At 50.8% G+C, this 17,739-nt stretch carries 16 protein-coding genes and 1 other annotated feature; all 16 genes read right to left on the reverse strand.

All coding sequences use genetic code 11. From position 1 onward, the window contains the following. Positions 1-77 precede the first annotated feature (77 nt). The 16 genes from pyrE to PJK55_RS05115 all read right to left on the reverse strand — a co-directional run bounded on the left by pyrE (position 78) and on the right by PJK55_RS05115 (position 17,736). A complete protein-coding gene (gene pyrE, locus PJK55_RS05040) occupies positions 78-704 on the reverse strand; it encodes an orotate phosphoribosyltransferase (protein WP_271305008.1) in 627 nt (208 codons plus the stop codon). Beyond that, entirely contained in the window at positions 688-1,392 is a 705-nt protein-coding gene (pyrF, locus tag PJK55_RS05045) for an orotidine-5'-phosphate decarboxylase (RefSeq protein ID WP_271305009.1), read from the reverse strand. Before pyrF ends, pyrE begins: the two co-directional genes overlap by 17 nt. Beyond that, on the reverse strand, positions 1,367-2,293 hold the full coding sequence (locus PJK55_RS05050) for a dihydroorotate dehydrogenase (protein WP_271305010.1): 927 nt from the start codon (positions 2,291-2,293) through the stop codon (positions 1,367-1,369). The genes pyrF and PJK55_RS05050 overlap by 26 nt, the downstream gene beginning before the upstream one ends. After that, positions 2,290-3,009 (reverse strand): dihydroorotate dehydrogenase electron transfer subunit, encoded by a 720-nt coding sequence (locus PJK55_RS05055; protein ID WP_271305011.1) that lies wholly within the window; start codon positions 3,007-3,009, stop codon positions 2,290-2,292. Before PJK55_RS05055 ends, PJK55_RS05050 begins: the two co-directional genes overlap by 4 nt. Beyond that, on the reverse strand, positions 3,006-6,209 hold the full coding sequence (gene carB, locus PJK55_RS05060) for a carbamoyl-phosphate synthase large subunit (RefSeq protein WP_271305012.1): 3,204 nt from the start codon (positions 6,207-6,209) through the stop codon (positions 3,006-3,008). The genes PJK55_RS05055 and carB overlap by 4 nt, the downstream gene beginning before the upstream one ends. Before the next feature lies 1 nt (position 6,210). Then, positions 6,211-7,293 carry a carbamoyl phosphate synthase small subunit gene (locus tag PJK55_RS05065; protein ID WP_214691775.1) on the reverse strand — a complete coding sequence of 361 codons (1,083 nt, stop codon included), beginning with the start codon at positions 7,291-7,293 and terminating at the stop codon, positions 6,211-6,213. After that, positions 7,271-8,551, reverse strand: a complete 1,281-nt coding sequence (locus PJK55_RS05070; RefSeq protein ID WP_271305013.1) for a dihydroorotase — start codon at positions 8,549-8,551, stop codon at positions 7,271-7,273. Before PJK55_RS05070 ends, PJK55_RS05065 begins: the two co-directional genes overlap by 23 nt. Beyond that, positions 8,548-9,462: an aspartate carbamoyltransferase catalytic subunit gene (locus tag PJK55_RS05075; RefSeq protein WP_083600163.1), complete on the reverse strand. Its 915-nt coding sequence runs from the start codon at positions 9,460-9,462 to the stop codon at positions 8,548-8,550. The genes PJK55_RS05070 and PJK55_RS05075 overlap by 4 nt, the downstream gene beginning before the upstream one ends. Before the next feature lie 129 nt (positions 9,463-9,591). Next, the gene (locus tag PJK55_RS05080) at positions 9,592-10,896 is read right to left on the reverse strand and encodes a uracil-xanthine permease family protein (protein ID WP_214745565.1); all 1,305 of its coding nucleotides are present in this window, start codon (positions 10,894-10,896) and stop codon (positions 9,592-9,594) included. A 50-nt stretch (positions 10,897-10,946) separates the two neighbouring features. Continuing rightward, on the reverse strand, positions 10,947-11,480 hold the full coding sequence (gene pyrR, locus PJK55_RS05085; protein WP_214745568.1) for a bifunctional pyr operon transcriptional regulator/uracil phosphoribosyltransferase PyrR: 534 nt from the start codon (positions 11,478-11,480) through the stop codon (positions 10,947-10,949). 200 nt (positions 11,481-11,680) lie between these two features. Then, on the reverse strand, positions 11,681-12,592 hold the full coding sequence (locus PJK55_RS05090; RefSeq protein WP_271305014.1) for an RluA family pseudouridine synthase: 912 nt from the start codon (positions 12,590-12,592) through the stop codon (positions 11,681-11,683). Continuing rightward, complete coding sequence (lspA, locus tag PJK55_RS05095; RefSeq protein ID WP_214875366.1) at positions 12,592-13,065, reverse strand: signal peptidase II; 474 nt, start codon at positions 13,063-13,065, stop codon at positions 12,592-12,594. Before lspA ends, PJK55_RS05090 begins: the two co-directional genes overlap by 1 nt. A 57-nt stretch (positions 13,066-13,122) precedes the next feature. Continuing rightward, a complete protein-coding gene (gene ileS / locus PJK55_RS05100) occupies positions 13,123-15,849 on the reverse strand; it encodes an isoleucine--tRNA ligase (RefSeq protein WP_271305015.1) in 2,727 nt (908 codons plus the stop codon). 52 nt (positions 15,850-15,901) lie between these two features. Further along, positions 15,902-16,121 (reverse strand) — a binding site (T-box leader). A 3-nt stretch (positions 16,122-16,124) separates the two neighbouring features. Further along, positions 16,125-16,673, reverse strand: coding sequence for a DivIVA domain-containing protein (locus PJK55_RS05105; protein WP_074034869.1), 549 nt, complete (start codon positions 16,671-16,673; stop codon positions 16,125-16,127). A 19-nt stretch (positions 16,674-16,692) separates the two neighbouring features. Next, positions 16,693-17,463: a YlmH family RNA-binding protein gene (locus tag PJK55_RS05110; RefSeq protein WP_271305016.1), complete on the reverse strand. Its 771-nt coding sequence runs from the start codon at positions 17,461-17,463 to the stop codon at positions 16,693-16,695. Between the two features lie 3 nt (positions 17,464-17,466). Then, complete coding sequence (locus tag PJK55_RS05115) at positions 17,467-17,736, reverse strand: YggT family protein (RefSeq protein ID WP_074034873.1); 270 nt, start codon at positions 17,734-17,736, stop codon at positions 17,467-17,469. Between the last annotated feature and the right edge of the window lie 3 nt (positions 17,737-17,739).

Raw genomic sequence — 17,739 nt, forward strand, 5'->3', positions numbered from 1 at the left:
TTTAGTTCACTTTCATCAGTTTACCATGAAGTATGACATATGCCGAATTGAAAAAGAATCCGCCCGAAGGTGGATTCTTAAGACGTGACGAGGTCACTCCAGGCGCGAGGGTCTTGTTGCCACTCGCGAAGAGAGTGAATCTCTGATTTGGTTAAGTTCCCTGTCGATTCCGCAAATTCGACCAATTCAGGGAATGTCGTCAATGAAGTGGCACTGAGATTTGCATCCGCTAAATTCTTCTCTAAAATCGGCAATCCGTAAGAGAAGATGGCTTGAATGCCAATAACCTCACCACCCGCTTCACGAATCGCATGGGCTGCCTCGATACTCGACATACCTGTCGACAACAGATCTTCGATGACAAGCACGCGTGCCCCGCTATCGAGTTTCCCTTCGATTTGATTCCCTTTCCCATGTCCTTTCGCACTCGAGCGGACGTAAATGAATGGAAGACCGAGACGGTCGGCAAGTAAAGCACCGTGAGGAATACCGGCTGTGGCTGTTCCTGCAATGACATCGACTTCTGCTGATTCGACTGCGTCCACCAATCCATCGATGATCATGTTACGGATGTCCGGATAACTGAGCGTCAATCGGTTGTCACAATAGATTGGGCTTCTCAACCCACTCGACCATGTATATGGCTCCGTCGGTGATAATGTGACAGCCTCAATTTGTAATAATGCTTTAGCGATTTGTTTCATATGATTGTCCCCATTCCATCATAAATTGTTCATACATGGCTAACGGATTATTTGCGCGTGTGATCGGTCGACCGACGACGATTGCATGAACACCGGCCAGTCTCGCTTCACGCGGCGTCGCGACACGTACTTGGTCGTCATCGGTTTGACCGAGGCGAATCCCAGGTGTGACCGTCATAAACGCGTCACCGAGTTCCTGATGAATCATCTTCGCTTCCTGAACGGATGCGACGACACCATCAAGTCCCGCCTGCTTAGCGAGCGATGCCTGACGGATGACAGCTTGATCAAGTCGACCCGGAATCCCGAGCTCCGTCTGCATCATCTGTTCGTCCGTGGATGTCAGTTGGGTGACACCAATCAAACGGGTCGTGTCATTTCCTTGGCGAAGCCCATCCAATGCATAGCGCATCATCTTTTCACCCCCTAGCGTATGCACGTTCGTCATCGCGACTCCAAGCTTTCCGATTTGACGCATCGTGCGACGTGCCGTCTCTGGAATGTCATGTACTTTTACATCGAGAAAGACCGGATATCCGCGGTCGACCAACTCTTCGACAAAGCGTCCACCTTCCCGATAAAACAGTTCCATCCCCACTTTGACAGCAGGACGGTCCGGGAACGGTTTTAATAAATGAAACGCCTCATCGCGTGTCTCCACGTCAAGGGCGAGATACAAGTTGTGCATATGCTTTCCCCCTCACGTCCAGTATATGATCGATTCCAAGTGAATCGAGTCGTGCCGGTAATCCCTCGATGATTTCTTGACAAACATATGGATTTTCAAAGTTTGCGGTACCGACCGCAACGGCGGACGCTCCCGCATAGATGAATTCGAGAACATCGTCGACCGTCCGAACGCCGCCCATGGCGATGATTGGGATGTCGACCGCTTGCGCGACTTCATATACCATCCGGACCGCCACCGGTTTAATGGCTGGACCTGATAATCCGCCAATTCGGTTCGCCAAGATCGGTTGCCCGGTCTGGATATCGATTCGCATCCCGACGAGCGTATTGATCATCGTCAAACCGTCCGCCCCAGCCGCTTCGACTGCACGCGCCATGTCAGTGATCGACGTGACGTTCGGGGACAGTTTCACATAGACCGGCTTACTTGAAGCCGCTTTGACGAGTCTCGTCAATTCCGCAGCCATCACAGGGTCCGTCCCGAACTGCATGCCCCCACACTTCACGTTCGGACATGAGATGTTCAGCTCGATGGCTTTGATGGTCGGGTCCGCACTGATGCGACGTGCGACTTCCACATATTCATCAGGCGTCGACCCGGCGACGTTGGCGATGATCTCTGTATCGAAAGTGGAGAGGAACGGCAATTTCTCCTCGATGATTGCATCGACCCCTGGATTTTGAAGGCCGATCGCATTGAGCATCCCTTGCGCCGTCTCTGCGACACGTGGCGTCGCATTTCCGAATCGTGACTCTTTTGTCGCTGCCTTGATCATGATGCCGCCTAAGATGGAGAGGTCATACAGTTTGGCAAACTCTTCCCCGAATCCGAAACATCCAGAAGCCGGGATGATCGGATTTTTCAACTGGAGTCCTGGTAACTCGACATGTAATCTCATAACAGCACCTCTTCCGCATTGAATACCGGTCCATCGCTACATACTTTCACATAGCCTTCCGGTGCTTTGCAGACGCAAGCAAAGCAAGCGCCAATGCCACAACCCATTCGATTTTCAATCGAGACGTATCGCTCCGGAATCGGTGAAGCGGCGACCGCCTTCAACATCGGTTCCGGACCACAGCTGAATAACACGTCCGCATCGATGCGTGCGAGTGGTCCTGTTACAAATCCGCGTTCCCCGTAGCTCCCGTCAACGGTCGTGATGATTGTTTCCCCGAGCGCTTGAAATGCTTCTTCATAAAAGACGCTCTCTTTTGAATCAAACCCAAGAATCGCAATCGTCTCAATCCCCATCTCATGTAGACGACGTCTGACGTAGTAAAGGGGAGGTACCCCGATTCCACCACCGACAAGGACAATCCGTTTCCCATGTTGTGCAAGCGGAAACCCGTTCCCGAGTGGTCCGAGGACGTCAAGCGTCTCCCCAACACGCTTGCTTGCCAACTCGGAAGTCCCTTCTCCGATCACCTTATATAAAAATGTGACTTCTTCTCCTTCAACGTTCGCCACCGACAACGGTCGACGTAACAAACCGGACGTCTTGATGTGAAAGAACGTCCCAGGGGCGATTTCCACCCCAGGACAACGTACTTTCATCTCCATCGTCGCTTTTGCGATTTGGCGATTGCTGATGATGGTTACGTCACGTCTCATACCATCACCCCGAACTTCGTGAATGCCGGAATGCTGACCGTTTGGAACGACAGGCTTTCAATGACTTGTAGTAGCGCTTCGACCGTGTCGAGCGACGTGAGGCACACTGTGCCTTGCTCGGCGGCCGTACGGCGAATCAAGAAGCCGTCTTTCGTCACGAGTGCGTCGCGACTCGTCGTATTGATGATCAAGTCGACTTCGCCGCGCTCAATCACGCTGAGCATCGTCTCACCTGATTCTTGAATCTTCCCGACCCGACGGACGCGCATCTGCTCCGCTTCTAGTCCATCTGCCGTACCACTCGTCGCCATGAGACGGAAGCCGAGACGGTTAAATCGTTTGGCTAAGGCAATCGCCTCATCCTTGTCGTGATCCGCGATTGTCATGAGGACGTTTCCTTTTAAGGCGATGTTCATTCCTGCTGCGACAAGACCTTTATAGAGTGCCTTTTCAAGGGTCCGGTCTGTTGCCATGACTTCCCCTGTCGACTTCATCTCAGGTCCAAGCGACGGATCGACTTCTTTTAATTTGGCGAAAGAGAAGACCGGCACTTTGACAGAGATGCTGTCTGACTCGGGATGGATGCCAGTTCCTAGACCGAGTTCTTTCAAGCTCGTTCCGAGAATTGTTTGTGTCGCAATTCGTGCGACCGGTAAGCCTGTCACTTTTGAGATGAACGGAACCGTTCGGCTCGCACGCGGGTTTACTTCGATGACGTACAAATCATCTGCATAGACGAACTGGATGTTGAGAAGCCCTTTGATGCGGAACGCTTTCGCTAACTTGATCGTGTAGTCGACGACTTTTTGCTTCAACGCATCACTGAGGCGTTGTGGCGGATATACTGCGATTGAGTCGCCAGAGTGCACGCCGGCACGTTCGATATGCTCCATGATGCCTGGGATATAGACGTCCGTCCCGTCACAAATCGCGTCGACTTCAATCTCAATTCCCGTTAAATAGCGGTCGATGAGAACCGGACGATCTTTCGAGGCGATGACGGCGTTTCGCATGTAACGCTCGAGCTCTGACTGTTCATATACAATCTCCATCGCCCGTCCCCCGAGTACGTAAGATGGTCGTACGAGTACCGGGTAACCGAGTTCATTCGCACATGCAACCGCCTCTTCGACGTCCGTCGCTGTCTTCCCTGGTGGTTGGGCCAATCGTTCAGCTGACAAGGTTGCCTCGAACGCCTTTCGGTCTTCGGCGCGATCGATGTCTTCTAATGACGTCCCAAGAATTTTCACGCCGTTCGCTTCGAGCGATGCCGCTAAGTTGATGGCGGTCTGTCCACCGAATTGAACGATGACGCCGAGCGGATTCTCGTTATCGATGACTTCTAACACATCTTCCGTCGTCAATGGCTCGAAGTATAGACGATCGGAGATGGAGAAGTCTGTCGAGACCGTCTCTGGGTTGTTGTTGATGATGATGGCTTCATATCCGGCGTCACGAATCGTCTGAATCGAATGAACGGTCGCATAGTCGAACTCGACACCTTGACCGATTCGAATCGGGCCTGATCCGAGGACGAGGATCGATGGACGGTCTGTCTTCACCGCTTCGTTCTCCACTTCATATGTTCCGTAGAAATATGGCGTCTCCGATGCGAATTCCGCCGCACACGTATCGACCATCTTATACACAGGGCGGATGTTCCATCCGTGACGTTGCGAACGAATCGTCTCAACGTCTGTCTCTAGGATTCGGGCGATGGCGACGTCACTGAAGCCAAGTCGCTTCACGTCGAGTAAACGATCTGACGTCAATGGCTCCGATGCGAGCTGTTGCTCGGTCTGCCAAATATGGTTCAGTTTGTGTAAGTAGAAACAATCAATCTTCGTCAATTGATGAAGCGCTTCTACCGTGTATCCGCGGCGAAGAGCTTCATATACCATGAACAAGCGCTCGTCTGTCGGGTGAATGAGACCGTGCTCGAGCTGTTCTGTGCTCAAGTCCTTAAGTTGCGGGAGATATAATTCCTCCATCCCCAGTTCGAGCGAGCGCACGGCTTTTAAAAGCGCCTCTTCTAAGTTTCGACCGATGGCCATGACTTCACCCGTCGCTTTCATTTGTGTGCCTAAGCGGCGATCCGCGGACTCAAACTTATCGAAAGCGAAACGAGGGATTTTGGCAACGACATAATCAAGTGCCGGCTCGAATGATGCGTAGCTCGTCTCGGTGACCGGGTTTTTTAATTCTGACAACTTATAGCCGACAGCGACTTTTGCAGCGAGTTTGGCGATCGGATAGCCTGTCGCTTTTGATGCGAGCGCCGAGCTTCTCGAGACGCGTGGGTTCACTTCGATGACGTAGTATGTGAAGCTATCTGGGTCGAGTGCGAACTGGATGTTACATCCTCCTTCGATCCCGAGTGCCCGGATGATGTCGAGCGAGACGCTACGAAGCATCTGATAATCGCGGTCCGACAACGTCTGAGTCGGTGCGAATACGATTGAGTCTCCTGTATGGACACCGACCGGGTCAAAGTTTTCCATCGCACAGACGATGATGGCTTGGTCGCTCGAGTCACGCATGACCTCAAATTCGACTTCTTTCATCCCGGCAATCGACTTCTCTAGCAACACTTGTGTCACTGGACTCGCCTTTAAACCAGATTCGACGATTTGCTCGAACGATTCACGGTCATGGGCAATCCCTCCACCGGTCCCGCCGAGCGTGTAAGCAGGTCGAATGATGATCGGATATCCAATTCGCTCTGCAAATCCCCAAGCAGAATCGAGCGTATGGACAATTTCACTCTCAGGAACGCCATGCCCGAGCTCGAACATAAGGTTACGAAACTGCTCACGGTCTTCAGCTTGTACGATAGCGGCTAGATTCGTTCCGAGTAATTCTACCCCACAATCGCGTAATACTCCCCGCTTATCGAGTTCAAACGCCAAGTTCAATCCTGTTTGGCCACCGAGTGTCGCGAGTAGCGCATCAGGGCGTTCTTGGCGGATGATCCGCTCGACGAATTCGGGTTCGAGTGGTTCGATATACACGCGATCCGCTGTCGTCGGGTCCGTCATGATTGTCGCCGGGTTCGAGTTGACGAGAATGACCTCGTAGCCTTCTTCTTTCAAGGCAAGACATGCCTGTGTACCAGCATAATCAAATTCTGCTGCTTGTCCGATCACAATCGGTCCTGATCCGATCACAAGGATTTTCTGAATATCTGGTCGTTTTGGCATGTCAAATTCCCACTTTCTGTTTGTTTTCTTGAACGAGTTGCATGAAACGGTCAAATAAATCGTTGGCGTCAAATGGTCCTGGTGCTGCTTCCGGGTGATACTGTACCGAGAATGTCGGATGATGCAGATGTTTCACTCCTTCAATCGTTCCGTCGTTGACCGCGCGATGCGTCACGATGAGCGCTGTATCGAGTAGTGATGCCTCCTCTACTGCGTATCCATGGTTTTGAGATGTAATCGTCACGGCGCCTGTCTCCAACTCAAGGACAGGATGGTTCGCCCCACGATGTCCGAACGGAAGTTTGAATGTGTTCGCCCCGTTCGCGAGCGCGATCAGTTGATGACCGAGACAAATCCCGAACATCGGTGTCGTCGGCATGAGTTGTTGAATGAGTGGAATCGCTGTCGGGACGTCTTTCGGATCCCCCGGTCCGTTCGACAACATGATGCCATCTGGCTCGTACCGCAACACGTCTTCTGCCGTAGTGTCATGTGGGAAGACGATGACTTCACAGTCCCGCTTCATCAACTCGCGCATGATGCCAAGTTTGGCCCCAAAGTCGATCAACGCAATCCGTGGCCCCGTACCCGTACTTACATACGTCCGTTTCGTCGAGACGCGTGCGACTTGGTCGTTTGGAGACAGTTCGTTAAAGCGAGACTGTACTTCGTCCCATGTCAACTCACCATCAACGAGGACACCTCGCATGACACCTTGTGCCCGTAAGTGACGTGTCAACATGCGCGTATCGATATCGGATAACCCTGGGATGCCGAAGCGAGTAAGCGTTGCATCTAGCGTCGCCGTGGAACGGAAGTTCGACGGTGTGTCGCAAGCCTCTTTTACAATCAATGCTTTTGCCATCGGAACTGTCGTTTCGAAGTCTTCACGATTGACACCGTAGTTTCCGATCAACGGGTTCGTCAGCACAATCATCTGGTCGCAATATGACGGATCCGACAAAATTTCTTGATAACCGGTCATACCTGTTTGGAAGACGACTTCCCCCATCGTATCCGCTGGTGCCCCGAATCCTTTACCGACAAATTTCATTCCATCCTCAAGCCATAATGTTCGTTTCATCAAATCGCCCCTTATATACAATTTCGCCACCGACCATCGTCATGACCGGCCATCCGACAAGTTGTTTCCCCGTAAACGGTGTGTTCTTTCCTTTTGAATAGAACGTCGATGGATTCACCATCCGCGTCGTTTCTGTATCGATCAGTACAAAATCGGCATCCGCCCCAACTTTCAGTTCACCTCTTGATAATCCAAATACGTCGCTCGGACGCTTCGTCATCCAGTCGATTAACTGATGTTCTTTCATGATGCCCGTCTTCACGAACGTCGTGTACAGAAGCGGGAACGCCGTCTCAAATCCGGTAATCCCGAACGGTGCACGCTCGATCCCTTGCGCTTTTTCCTCTGCCGTATGTGGGGCATGGTCTGTCGCAATCATGTCAATCGTTCCATCGAATAATCCTTCAAGAAGCGCCTGTCGATCGTCCTCGCTTCGGAGCGGAGGATTCATCTTGAAGTTGGCATCGAGCCCTGGGATATCGTCTTCGCTCAAGACGAGGTGGTGAGGAGTCACTTCTGCCGTCACTTGAATACCTGCCCGCTTCGCATCTCGGATGACACGGACCGATTGCCGCGATGAGACGTGACACACGTGATAATGACAGCCCGTTTCTTCAGCGATCAGCACATCTCGGGCAATATGGATACTTTCTGCAAGACTTGGAATCCCTTGAATCCCGTGTGCCTCACTGAACTTCCCTTCGTGGACCGCTCCCGCTTTTAGCGTATTGTCTTCACAGTGCGCGACGACCGCCTTGTTCAATCGCTTCGCTTCACGCATCGCTTGTCGCATCATCGCCGCCGATTGAACACCGACCCCGTCATCGGTGAAGGCGAATGCATCTGATAGAGATTCCATATCAACCTGTTCTTCACCGAGCTGCCGCTTCGTGATGGCAGCGTATGGAAGGACACGGACGATTGCATCTTGCTCAATCTTTTGAAGGAGCGCGTCCATCGTGACGCGATCGTCTGGTACCGGTCGCGTGTTCGGCATCGAACAGATTGTCGTGAATCCACCCGCCGCTGCCGCCATCGTTCCCGTTTTGATCGTCTCTTTCGCTTCGCCTCCCGGCTCACGCAAGTGGACGTGGACATCGACAAGTCCTGGTGCGAGTAGGTAGTCTGTCGCATCGATGACTTCTTCCCCGGCTGTCGACCCGTTATAATCGAGCGATTCGATTTTCCCGTCTTTCACGAGGATGTTTGTCGTGCGTTTTGTACCGTTGTCATACCATGTCGCGTGTTGAAGTATCATTGTTGTCCTCCTAATGCTCGATTTAAGATGCTCATGCGTGCATAGACGCCGTTCTTCATTTGCGGGAAGATGCGTGACCGTTCATGTTCGATCAGACTGCCCGCAATCTCGACATCCCGATTGACCGGTGCCGGATGCATGATGATGGCCCCTTCTTTCATCCGCTCGACTCGCTCGACCGTCAGTCCATATCGTGTGTGATATTCCTCTTTCGAGAAAATGTCTCCCATGATATGACGCTCGTGCTGAACCCGTAACAGCATGATGACATCACTTTCTGCTAACACATCATCAAGCTCTTTACGTTCAAGTCCCATTGAATCATCCCACCATGAGGCTGGGCTGCATCCGACGACGTTTGCCCCGAGACGCTTCAACACACTCGCATTCGATCGAGCGACGCGACTATGAACGAGGTCTCCACAGATGGCAACGTTCAATCCTTGGAACGTTCTGAACTCTTCAAAGATGGTGACGAGGTCGAGTAGTGATTGGGAAGGGTGTTCGCCACTCCCGTCGCCCCCATTGAGTACCGGGATATTCAACTTCTCAACGAGTTCATGGTAGTATCCCGCTTCTGGATGTCGGATGACGAGTGCGTCAACTCCGATCGCTTCGAGCGTCTTGCATGTGTCGTACAGTGTCTCTCCTTTCGTGACCGATGACGTTGTCACATCGAACGGAATCTCTTGCATGTTCAAGTGGCGCTCGGCCATTTGAAACGAGTTTTTCGTACGCGTCGAGTTTTCAAAGAACAGGTTTGCGACCGTCTTCCCATCAAATAGTGGGGGTAGGTCCCCTTGCTTATAGCGCAATGACTCTTCAATCATGCCCATGATTTCATCGAGCGAGAGTGTATCTAAGCTGACGAAGTGTTTGACTGGTTTGACATTCGTTTGCATCGTATTCATGTTCGTCTCCTCCTTTTGTTAGAGGCAAAGAGAAAAGGCGTCTCTTCACCGATGTGAAGGGACGCCTTCATTTGGGCAAGGTACACCCAAATAAACGAGCCTTCACTTTGCCGACCTCACGGGATCGAATTAAAAGTTACTTGCTTGTTTCGTTTCTTCAGTTGTGCTGACTTCCACGACCGTCTCGACTTCCTCTTTCGGTAAGATGGCGTTTAAGAGAATTCCGACGACCGTCGCGAGCGCCATCCCTTGTACAGGGAAGCTGCCGAGTTGAATCATCGCACCACCTAGCCCGATGACGAGGATGACCGATGAGATGATCAAGTTGCGTTTTTCTGCCAAATCGACATTGCTCTCTACCATCGTCCGTAGTCCGTTCGACGCGATGACCCCGAATAAGAGAATCGAGATGCCACCTTTGACTGGATTCGGAATCGTTGAGATGAATGCCTCGATATGACCGAGGAATCCGAAGCTGATGGCCATGAGCGCCGCTCCAGCGATGACGTAGACACTGTATACGCGTGTGATGGCCATGACGCCGTTGTTTTCACCGTAAGTCGTACATGGTGGACCACCGAGTGCGGAAGCGACTGCTTTCCCTACCCCGTCACCGAGTAGCGTGCGATGGAGGCCAGGATCTTTCATCGTCTCTCGTCCGATGATTTTAGATGTGACCATTTGATCGCCGATATGCTCCGTCATCGTGACGAGTGCGACCGGTACGATGGCGAGGAGTGCACCGACTTGCCACATCGGCATGTAGTCGACGAATACCATCGTGAAGTCAGGGAGTTGGAACAAGCTCGCTTGTTGAATCGGCGAGTAGTCGATGATTCCGAATGCTGCGGCAATCCCGTATCCTCCGACGATTCCGAAAAGGATTGGAACCGCTCCCCATACCCCTTTCAGTTTTGTCATGGCGAGCATCGTGATTCCGAGTGTCAAGAGTGCGATCGTCATGAACGTTCCGTTGTAGGCTCCGTCTTGATTCATGGACATGTCAATGGCGACCGGCGCGAGCGACAAGCCGATGACCATGATGACCGGACCGACGACGACCGGTGGGAGCAACCGGAGCAACCAGTTGACGCCCGTCTTATAGATGATCAAGGAGACGACACCGTATACCGAACCGGCAATGATTCCGCCGAACAGCGCGGCTTCGACACCCCATTGCTGACTGACCGCGATGATTGGGGCGATGTAGGCAAAACTTGAACCGAGATATGTTGGGACTTTGAAGCGCGTAATCGCTAAGAATGAGAGCGTGGCCACTCCGGAAGCGACGAGGGCGACCGATGTATTTAATCCTGTTAAAATCGGGACTAAAATCGTCGCTCCGAACATGGCGAAGACGTGTTGAAGACTGAATAACAGCCATTGTGGAAAGTGAGCTGGACGCTCGTGGATGTGTAGAACGGGTTGTTTCATATTGAATTTCTCCTTCCTGGCCTCTCTGGACCACCTTAAAGGTTTTTAGATTATTGCTGATTGATTGTCACTTCATCTGCCGTATCGACTTCACTGAGTCGGACGACGACTTGCTCGGACTTCGATGTCGGAACGTTCTTTCCGATGAAATCAGGTCGAATCGGAAGCTCCCGATGTCCTCGGTCAATCAAGACCGCGAGTTGGATATAGTCTGGGCGACCATGGTCGACGAGTGCGTCCATTGCGGCACGGACTGTTCGACCGGTATATAGGACGTCGTCGACGAGGACGACGGTCTTACCATTAATATCATGCGGCAACTCTGTTGCCTTCACTTCTGGGTCTAACGACTTCTTCGATAAGTCATCCCGGTAAAGCGTGATGTCGAGATTCCCGAGTGCGACCGGCTTGCCTTCAATCTCTTCGATTCGGCGCGCGAGTCGGTCAGCGAGCGTCTCACCTCTCGTCTTGATCCCGACGAGGACGACATCATCGATTCCTTTGTTCCGCTCGATGATTTCATGAGCGATTCGTGTCAACGCTCGACGGATGGCTGATTCATCTAAAATGACTGACTGTTTCACGTCACTCCTCCTTTCATGCTTCATTCAAAAAAAGAAGACTCCCTCGTCCGACTGGAAAGGGAGTCTTCATCAAAAACGGCAGTCTGATGCCGGGTTGAATTGACGTTAGTGTGACCGCGGTCACAATCCTTTCACAGCCTCTCTGGACTGGGTTTAAAGGTGTTATGCTTCCTAGACTATAAATCGGAACGTGACAGAAGTCAACGAGTTTTCTCGATTTTATCTAACTTTGCAAGTTCTGCCTTAAAGTCTTCTGGAAGGGGTGCCTCAAATTCCATCCATTCTTTCGTACGTGGATGGTGGAAACCGAGCGTCGCCGCATGGAGGGCTTGACCGCCCAAATCAATCGTGCGACGTGGTCCATATTTCGGGTCACCTGCGAGCGGATGCCCGATATAGCGCATGTGCACACGGATTTGGTGTGTACGACCTGTCTCGAGTTTACACTCTACGAGCGTGAAGTCTTTGTAGCGCTCGAGCAAGCGGAAATGCGTCACCGCTTCTTTCGCGTTCTTGTCCGTCACGGTCATACGCTGACGATCATTCGTATCGCGACCAATCGGTGCCTCGATTGTCCCGAGTTCGTGAACGAGTTCGCCGTGAACGAGCGCAATATATTCACGTTTAATCGTCTTGTCTTTCAACTGGCTCGCAAGTGATTCATGAGCCAAGTCATTTTTAGCGACCATAAGGAGACCTGTCGTGTCTTTGTCGATTCGATGCACGATTCCAGGGCGCTTGACGCCATTGATGCCTGAGAGGTCATCACAATGTCCGAGAAGCGCATTGACGAGCGTTCCAGACGTGTGACCGGCAGCAGGGTGAACGACCATCCCACGTGCTTTATTGACGACAATCATATCTTCATCTTCATAAACGATTTCAAGCGGAATGTGTTCAGGTAACACTTCGAGTTCCACCGCTTCCGGGACGTTCACTTCGATTTCATCGCCCACTTGGAGCTTATAGTTTGGTTTGACGGCGCCGCCATTGACGAGAAGCGCCCCGGTTTTAATCCATTCTTGTACTTGTGAGCGTGACCATTCTCCACGGTCGCTCACCCACTTGTCAATCCTTGCCTTTTCATCGGCGACAAAAGTATAGAATTCCATTACGATTGTCCCCTTTCTTTGTGTAATTTTTCTTCAAATAAAATCCCGATGACCATCAAGATGACACCAAACGTGAGGGCCATATCGGCCACGTTAAAAATCGGGAAGTTGTAACCAAACGGATACGTATCAACAAAATCGACGACTTCACCGCGGAACAGTCGATCGATAAAGTTACCGATTGCACCGGCCAACAGCAGTCCAACACTGTATCCGAGAAGCTGATACCCGTTCACTTCTTTATGCAGGAAGTAAACAAGACCAGCAACGACGAGAATCGTGATGACGAAGAAGAACGCCATCTGTCCTTCTAACATCCCCCAAGCCGCTCCTTTATTGCGATAAGAGGTCCAGTATAACAAGTTCGGGATGACTTCAATCGATTGACCGATTGTCATCGTCTGAACGACCACCCATTTGGTGAGTTGATCGAGCAGAATCAAGATGACGGCCAATCCGTAATATCGTTTCATATGCGTCTCCTTTCAAGCCGTTAAGAAACCGGAGTGGGGACGCCACTCCGGTTCGTCTTAACCGATTACTGATGCACAGCGTGGGCAAAGCTCAGGATGCTCTTCGTTTTGTCCAAGCTCTGTCGAGTATGTCCAACAACGTGCACAAGCGGCACCATCTGCTTTCTTGACTGTGATTTTCGTCGTCGCATAATCGACGTCTGCCGTCTCAGCCCATTCTACTTGTGATACTTGAAGCAACTGACTGACGTTATCGATTGTTTCCAATAACGCCGCAGTCTCTGCTTTCGGTGCGAGAATCAATTTCGCCTCGAGCGGTTTCCCGATCAATTTCTCGCCACGTGCGATTTCGATTGCTTTGAGGACATCGTCACGGAAGACGAGGAATTTCGACCATTTCTCAAGCAACGCTTGCTCATCAGCAGTCAATGCATCCACTTCTTCTAGATCTGTCAAGAAGATGCTTGCTTCCGACTTCCCAGGCACCTCTTTCCACGCCTCATCAGCAGTGTGTGGAAGGACTGGAGCCAAGAGCTTCGTCAAAAGGACGACCGCATCGTACATGACCGTCTGAACGGCACGACGGCGGAGATCGTCTTCACGCTCGATATAAAGGATATCTTTTGTGAAGTCGAGATAGAACGATGACAACTCGTTAACGCAGAAGTTATGAACGAGATGATACACCGCCATGAAGTCAAACGTGTCATACGCTTTGACCACTTTTGCTTGGAGCTGTTTCAGTTTCGTTGCCATGAAGCGATCTGCCTCTGGCATGTCGTTGAATGCGACACGCATCGATGGATCAAATCCGTTCAAGTTTCCAAGAAGGAAACGAATCGTGTTACGCATCTTCCGATATACTTCTGACACTTGTTTAAAGTTGTCGTGTGAAGCGCGAACGTCAGACTGATAGTCGACCGACGCGACCCAAAGACGAACGATTTCAGCACCATATTGCTTCACGAGGTCGTTTGGCGCAATCGTGTTACCGAGCGACTTCGACATCTTACGTCCATCCCCGTCAAGGACGAAACCGTGACTCAAGACGTTTCGGTATGGCGCTTTGCCCGTCGTCGCAACAGCTGTAGAGAGTGACGAGTTGAACCAACCGCGGTATTGGTCAGATCCTTCAAGATAGAGGTCAGCCGGGCGACGTAGGTTTTCACGCTCTTCTAATACACCAGCGTGTGAAGAACCTGAATCGAACCAGACGTCCATGATGTCGAGTTCTTTACGGAATTCGCCATTCGGGCTGTTCGGATGCGTGAATCCTTCAGGAAGAAGGTCTTTCGCTTCGCGCTCGTACCAGACGTTCGAGCCGTGCTCACGGAACAAGTTTGCGACGTGGTCGATTGTCTCGTTCGTGATGATTTCCGTTCCATCCTCTGCATAGAAGATTGGAATCGGCACGCCCCATGCACGTTGACGACTGATGACCCAGTCCCCACGGTCACGGACCATGTTGTAAAGACGTGTCATTCCCCATTCAGGAACCCAATTCACTTCTTCGATTTCACGGAGCATGTCTTCACGGAAATCTTTGATTGAAGCGAACCATTGTGGTGTCGCACGGAAGATGACCGGTTTTTTCGTACGCCAGTCATGCGGGTACGAGTGTTTGATGAACTTCAAGTTGAGCAAGTAGCCGTTCTCTTCAAGTTTCATCCCGATTTGTTTGTTCGCATCTTCATAGAACAACCCTTCAAAACCAGGCGCCTCAGCCGTCATGTAACCACGGTCATCGACCGGGCAAAGGACATCCAAGCCGTAAGCCTGACCGACACGATAATCATCTTCCCCGTGTCCTGGAGCCGTGTGGACGAGTCCAGTCGCATCCGCTGTGACGTGATCGCCGAGCATGACGAGTGACGTGCGGTCATACAACGGATGTTGAGCCGTCATATATTCAAAGTCGCGACCGTTCCATGAACCGCTCACAGTGTAATCAGTCCAGCCGAGCGCAGTCGTCACTTCTTCAACGAGCGTCTCTGCGACGATATAGCCTTTTCCTTCGTGTTCGATGCTCGTGTACGTCAACTCATCACTGACTGCGATCCCGAGGTTCGCCGGGATTGTCCAAGGCGTCGTCGTCCAGATGACGAAATGATCATCAGACGTCAATGTGTCTTTTCCGTCTACGACGCGGAATGCCACGTAGATGGCTGGTGATTTTTTATCGTAATATTCGATTTCAGCTTCTGCGAGTGCAGACTCCGAAGACGGCGACCAGTAGACTGGTTTCTTTCCTTTGTAGATGTATCCTTTTTCAGCCATCGTCCCGAACAAGCGGATTTGTGCCGCCTCATATTCCGGAAGGAGCGTGATATATGGATTTTCAAAGTCTGCGAGAAGACCGAGACGTTTGAACTGTTCACGTTGTGAGTTCACTTGTTCCATCGCATATTCTGCACACTTTTCGCGGAATTCAGCGACCGTCATCTCTTTACGGTTGACGCCAGCTTTTTGAAGGGCGTTCTCGATTGGAAGACCGTGCGTATCCCAACCTGGAATCATTGGAGACTGGTATCCGTTCATCCCTTTGAAACGGACGATGATGTCTTTTAGTACTTTGTTCATCGCATGTCCCATGTGGATGTCGCCGTTCGCATATGGAGGACCATCATGCAAGATGTATTGTGGTTTCCCTGCATTTTTTTCTTGTACCTTGTTGTAAAGGTCCATATCTTCCCATTCTGTTTGCATCGCTGGTTCGCGTTTTGGCAAATTCCCACGCATTGCGAATTCTGTGTTTGGCATTAATAGCGTGTCTTTGTAGTTCATCGAAACTCCTCCATCAACATTTTTTAGAAAACAAAAAAACCAACCCATCCCTGATAGGGACGAGTTGGTTGACTCGCGGTACCACCCTACTAGTCTCACGTTCGTGAGACCGCTCTCGGTAACCGATAACGAGGTCAGGCGGTCACGCTTACTATGGTTCAGCGTGACGACTCATAGGGGATACCGATTCGAGTCTTTCTCTTAGGCTCTCACCGTCCCTAAGTCGCTTCGTAGGTATGACTCGATCGACGCGTCCTACTCAACGTGTTGATCATTTATCCATGTTGTTCTTCATTCTGTGTGACTTCGTGGTCATTATACGCAAGTTCTGATCTATCGTCAAGAACCGTCTGCACAGGCGGCTCCCCGACAATCGTCTCCCACTCGGTGCTGTTTAAGAGCTCCATTTGGGCGTCGACGAGGACACGGAAACGTGTTCGATACAACTCGACTTTTTTGAGCATTTGAACGACTTCGCGTTCTGCAAGTTGCTCTTTACGGGCCGCTTCTTCTTCACGAGCGTACGCTTCACGTTCCGCTTGTTTCAGAATGAGACTCGCTTCTTTTTGCGCGTTGTTCTTCACTTCTTCCGCTGCTTCCTGCGCGACGATGATCGACTTGTTCAATGTATCTTCCATCGAGGAGAAGTAGTCAATGCGAGCTTGCATATCGTTGACAAGTTCTTCATACCGTCGATTCTCACGAATCAATAGTTCAAACTCTTTAATGATTTGATCTAAAAATTCATTGACCTCATCGATGTCGTACCCACGAAAACGGGAAGAGAATTCTTTATTATGAATATCAATCGGTGTCAACGCCATTCGACTTTCCTCCTAAAATTTAACGTATGGTCCCATACTGGATTTTAATCTTTTCACGTTTGGTCGAACCAAGGATCTCCATCATCTTAATACGACCGTATCCACGGACGGATAAAAGATCATCGGGTTCAAGGATGAAGCTCGGGTCTTCAATGACTTTATGATTCACTTTGCAGTCACCGTGTTTCACGAGCGCCTGAGCTTTCTGACGAGATATGTTGAGTACCTCGCTCACAACCGTATCAAATCGTAACGAGGACACGATGCCGAACCCTTCGACCCACTCTGTTTTCGGAACGACGAGAATGTCATCCTTCGCAACAGAAGAAATGCGAACTCTTGCTTTTCCGACACGCTCCAAGTTCATTTCGATGAACCCGACGGCTTCGCGGGTCGTAGCAAACTGGACGATTTCCTCTTCAAGGACGACGTCGCCAAATTTTTGACGCTTCAACCCTGCGTTGAGTAAAGTTCCAGTCACTTGCCGATGTGTCAGATCAACAAATTTTGTCGGATATTCGATGCGACGAATCTCGATTTCAAAATCATCGGTATTTAGCTCATAATACTCTGGCGCCAAAATCAGCCGACGTCGTTCAGCTCCTTCAAACCCGCCATCGTCGTAAATGACGAGCTGTTTACCGACAAGCTGTTTGACGATTTGCTGTTCACGAGGGTCTAAAAAGTCCGTCAACTTTAATACGTAGCTGTTCTCGACTTGTTGTACCCAATCCAACACTTGTTCAACGAATGCCCGTTCACTTGGTCGGTAGTGGTCATAAACGCTCATACATCACCCGAAAATGGCAGCGATACCGGCTTGTGCCATTCGAAGCACGAACAATGCGACGATTGGAGAGATATCGAGCATGCCACCGATTGGTGGGATAATCCGTCGGAACGGCGCTAAAAATGGTTCACATAAAAATGATAAAATTTGTCCGAACATGGATTCACGCGCGTTCGGGAACCATGATAATAAGATATAGCCGATCAGGACCCAACTATAAATACCAAGCAAAGTACTTAACGTATTGCCTAAGGCAGGGATTACGTTTTCCATTCA

The sequence above is a fragment of the Exiguobacterium sp. MMG028 genome (assembly GCF_027947425.1).
GTDB classification, from domain to species: domain Bacteria; phylum Bacillota; class Bacilli; order Exiguobacteriales; family Exiguobacteriaceae; genus Exiguobacterium; species Exiguobacterium aestuarii_A.